The following is a 3699-nucleotide window of genomic DNA, read 5'->3' on the forward strand; positions in this document are numbered from 1 at the left end:
TCCTCCACACCCACACCCCGACCCCAACACCACCACACAAACTGGCGAAGACTCGTTTTTTATCATATCGAGAGTCGTCTTCCGATGGGATATCTGCTTCATCATCTCCGTCAGACTTACCTTCGCCACTCGACGTGTAGGCATTCTCATCTAGCTCGTCATTCCGTTCACTGGATTCCAACTCCAATATTTTATTCGCTTCACAGGTGCTATCTGTGTTGAATTCCTGTACGTTCTCATCATCTGTGTTATCGACGTCATCGGAATCATCATCTGCGTCCCGTTTATCATCCGTAGCACTATGCCGCCTATCAGATTTAGCTGAATCCCGATTTTCATCAGATACACCCCTCTGATCAGTTGCTATCGGCAAATCGCCATCTTTGGACTTACCGGCATCATGCTCGTCGTCATAGTCGAGAAAATCGAAGCGCTTTCCATCCTCATCGGTATCACCATCACCGAGACCACCAGTGTGCTCTAACGAACCATCGCCATCTACGTTCCCACCATCAAAATCATTTTCGACGCTATCACTAAAGCTACCGTCATCACCATCAGAAGCATCCATTACCCCGGAATACTCGCCCTCATCCCCATCGCCGAGAACATTCTCAGCTTCGTCGTCAAAAGAAACATCATCCCCATTGGGAAGATCGTTCCGTCGCTCCCGCTGCCGGTCAGACATCTCCTTAGCATCGACAGTTTCCTGCTCCACCTCGGGGTTAGTATTGATGGCTTCATCCCCGCCATCCAGATGCTCGCCTATTCCACGCATAAGACATCCTCGTCAAAAAAACACTTTCCCCACCCCGCCAATGCGGTGGGGAAAGTAATCACCAATCAATGATGGTCTACTTCTTCTTAGGCTTGTCGAATCGCGCTTCATAGCTCAGGCCGCTGCCCGGCAGAATCGGAGTGCCGACCCGTGTACCGGTCTTGCCTGTGGTGAGATGGAGTGCTCCCCGTTTGCCGAACGTTACGCTGTTCAGCCCGTTCTTACCCAGATTAACGCGAAAAAACTTACCGCCGATGCTTTTGTTGAACTTGAATCCCATGACTGCGCCTCCTAAAAAAACTCTTCATCTCTCTGGATGATCGATATCGCTTTTCATATCTATCGTACCCCTTTTCATCACGCCATCATGTAACCCCGTATCGTGGATGGACGCGGTACGCTTAACGTATATGTGTCCATCGAGGAGAATGACATGGGATTACTTGACACCTTGTTCGGCAACGGCATGGTCGGTTCCATACCTCGCCCGTCGTATTCGACGAATCGTTCAGGAGAATACATCAAGCAGGCCACCGAGTCTGATATTCTCGCAGCTTGGCCGGCGGCGATCAGAACCTACCGGCTGCAGACGGTCGCCGGTAATCCTCATCTACCGCTGATCAACACCGAGCTTGTACCGAAGACATCGGCTGCCGATGTGAACCGCTTCGCCGCTATCCGCAATGGCCGCATTCACGGCAACCGCATCTACGGAAAACCAGGTTCCGGCCTGTCTGAAAGCGGATTCAACGATCGTCAGATCAAGTCGGGGGCGGAGGGGGAACGTATCTTCGCCAGCCTGCTGAGCCGTGACGGCGTACTCGACCGGTGTGTCTCCTTCTGGTCGTTGTCGCGTCCCACCAAGGAAGGGCTGCGCGACGAAAGCGGCGCGGACCTTGACTGCGTGCTGCTCATCGGCAATCGTGCACTGTTCATCGACGTCAAGAAATACCGTGCGGGACTTGTATATCATACGCTGATTCCGGAAAAGGCGATGTTCTGCACTTATCCAAACACCGGAATGGTGGCCAATGCCCCCTACATCTTCTCCGTAAACATGAATTGGGCACGAAGCAATCTGGCCGAGTACCTGCGTCCTCGCTGCCCCGGATTGACAATGGATTTCTATGTGGTCCTGGTCCCCGGCGAGGCGGGGGAAGCCAAGCTCGATGATGACATCCGCTGGCCCGGGGGAATTCCAGCACTTTCATATGACGACTTCATCCGTATGGTACGGGAAATGCTTCCTGAAACTGATCATCCTATTCCCCGTACTGGAGTAGAGGGATTCTTCGCCTCCATGGTCAAGCATTACGGAACATGTCCCATCATCGACGCCAGTGCCCCAGTCAACGCGAATCTATGGCCCAAGCCGACATTCAATGCGGAATCCGGCGTGGACGAATTGAATCCTGTAAGGAAAAACAGAAAAGCGTCTTCTGTCTACGACCTGGAGAATCCTGGCGCGAAGCATCGGGAAAGAAAAGATCCAGAACGGGAACCTTCGCCGCGATACAGGGAAAGCCATCACTCAGGCGCAAATACAGGCTCCAACCGGGACACTGGGAACTATCGGAATGGAGGGAATCCGCACTCCGCAAAGCGGCAGAACGGAAAAAGACGACCGACTGTCTCCATCACCACCGTTCCCGAACTTGACCCATCCACATTGAGCTTCGAATGTGGGTTCGCCCCGGATTCGTCCAACATCACGCTATCATTCGCCAACGTGTCAGGCGTAGTGGCCGCAGGTACCACCGGCAGCGGTGAAATCACCCACATGCTGTTTTGCATGGTACTGCTGTCGAAACAGGTGAATGCACAGGTTCATATGATCGATTGCCGGGACAGTTCTTATCTGGACTCCTACTCGCCTCTGATGTACTCCTTGGTGCACAAGTCGGAGGGACTGGACATGCTGCTCGGTGAGATACAAAGCGTAAACACCGCCGTCAACATGCGTCTACGCACGATCAAGCAGCTGAAGCCCGATGGTGGCTACTGGTCAATTCCACCGGACAAACGCCCAGAACCGATCATCCTATTCATTAACGAGTGCAACGCGCTGTTCGACCCAGATCTGGAGGACGATGTCACCGATGAGGACCTGCGCACGATCAATACGATTCAACGGTATATCCGTCAGATCATCGAGCGAGGAGAACAGGCTGGCGCTATTGTCATACTGTCCACGCAACATCCCGGGAGTCAGGCGCTTCCCCGCGACTTAACGGACCTATGCAAGTTGCGCATATGCTTCGGCAAGGTTTCACCTGCTGCCTCCCAGGCGATTTTCAGGAACAGGTTCCAAGGGCATAATCCCACCAATTCGCTAGATAAAGGACATGCCGTCATTTCCACGGAGCAAGGCTCACACCCCGACGTACGCTTCTACTCCGCCAGCAAACAATTGATGGACGAACTACTCGGCAACGAATAACCTTGTTCAACAAACAATGGAGGGGATGCGATTCAAGCCGCAGCCCCTACATATTGACCTCCTGATACAAACAGATCACTTATGACCGCAGTGAACGAACTGATCCCGGAGGCCCGCTATCAGCGGCGCATGGTGCCTTTCGAACGCAATATCCTCACCAAGACCAACCCTAGGAACCGGGAGTGGGCCCCGGACGCGTCAAGGCCGTGTTCGGCATGAAATCACGCGACAAGTCGTTGGAGTCCGTCGCTTGTACTTTGTCGGGTTTAATTGTTGGGGTATAGGTGGCGGAGTACACGAGACTGATGTACTGCGACCCGTGGTCGGAGTGATGCACGCACCCGTCCGCGCCCCCGTGGCAGCGTGCCCACATGACGGCCTGCTCCAACGCCTGCAACGGCAGATCCTCGGTGCGCATCGTCCTGGCGACCGCCCAGCCCACGATCCGACGAGCGAACGCGTCGGTGACGAACGCGACGTA

The 3699-nt window shown here is 54.0% G+C and carries 3 protein-coding genes and 2 pseudogenes; 2 read left to right on the forward strand and 3 right to left on the reverse strand.

Features of this window, described 5'->3' with window-relative positions; all coding sequences use genetic code 11:
* Both EHS19_RS10310 and EHS19_RS10315 read right to left on the reverse strand, forming a co-directional pair.
* Positions 1-778, reverse strand: a 778-nt coding sequence (locus EHS19_RS10310; RefSeq protein ID WP_151917676.1) for a hypothetical protein, incomplete at its 3' end; no start/stop codon positions are given.
* 76 nt (positions 779-854) lie between these two features.
* Positions 855-1058 carry a DUF4236 domain-containing protein gene (locus EHS19_RS10315; RefSeq protein WP_151917677.1) on the reverse strand — a complete coding sequence of 68 codons (204 nt, stop codon included), beginning with the start codon at positions 1056-1058 and terminating at the stop codon, positions 855-857.
* Positions 1059-1211: 153 nt separating this feature from the next.
* Between EHS19_RS10315 and EHS19_RS10320 the strand changes: the two genes are divergently transcribed.
* Both EHS19_RS10320 and EHS19_RS11800 read left to right on the forward strand, forming a co-directional pair.
* Entirely contained in the window at positions 1212-3218 is a 2007-nt protein-coding gene (locus EHS19_RS10320; RefSeq protein WP_151917678.1) for a hypothetical protein, read from the forward strand.
* Positions 3219-3296: 78 nt separating this feature from the next.
* A pseudogene (locus EHS19_RS11800) lies at positions 3297-3460 on the forward strand (IS256 family transposase); the annotation flags it as partial.
* A 47-nt stretch (positions 3461-3507) separates the two neighbouring features.
* Here the strand turns inward: EHS19_RS11800 and EHS19_RS11490 are convergent.
* Positions 3508-3699: pseudogene (locus EHS19_RS11490) on the reverse strand (DDE-type integrase/transposase/recombinase); the annotation flags it as partial.

Origin of the sequence: Bifidobacterium jacchi (assembly GCF_009078285.1) — a bacterium.
In the GTDB taxonomy this organism is placed as follows: Bacteria; Actinomycetota; Actinomycetes; order Actinomycetales; family Bifidobacteriaceae; genus Bifidobacterium; species Bifidobacterium jacchi.

Coding starts and splice junctions, on each gene's coding strand:
- EHS19_RS10315 (WP_151917677.1), bottom strand. CDS start 1,058: ATGGGATTCAAGTTCAACAAAAGCATCGGCGGTAAGTTTTTTCGCGTT.
- EHS19_RS10320 (WP_151917678.1), top strand. CDS start 1,212: ATGGGATTACTTGACACCTTGTTCGGCAACGGCATGGTCGGTTCCATA.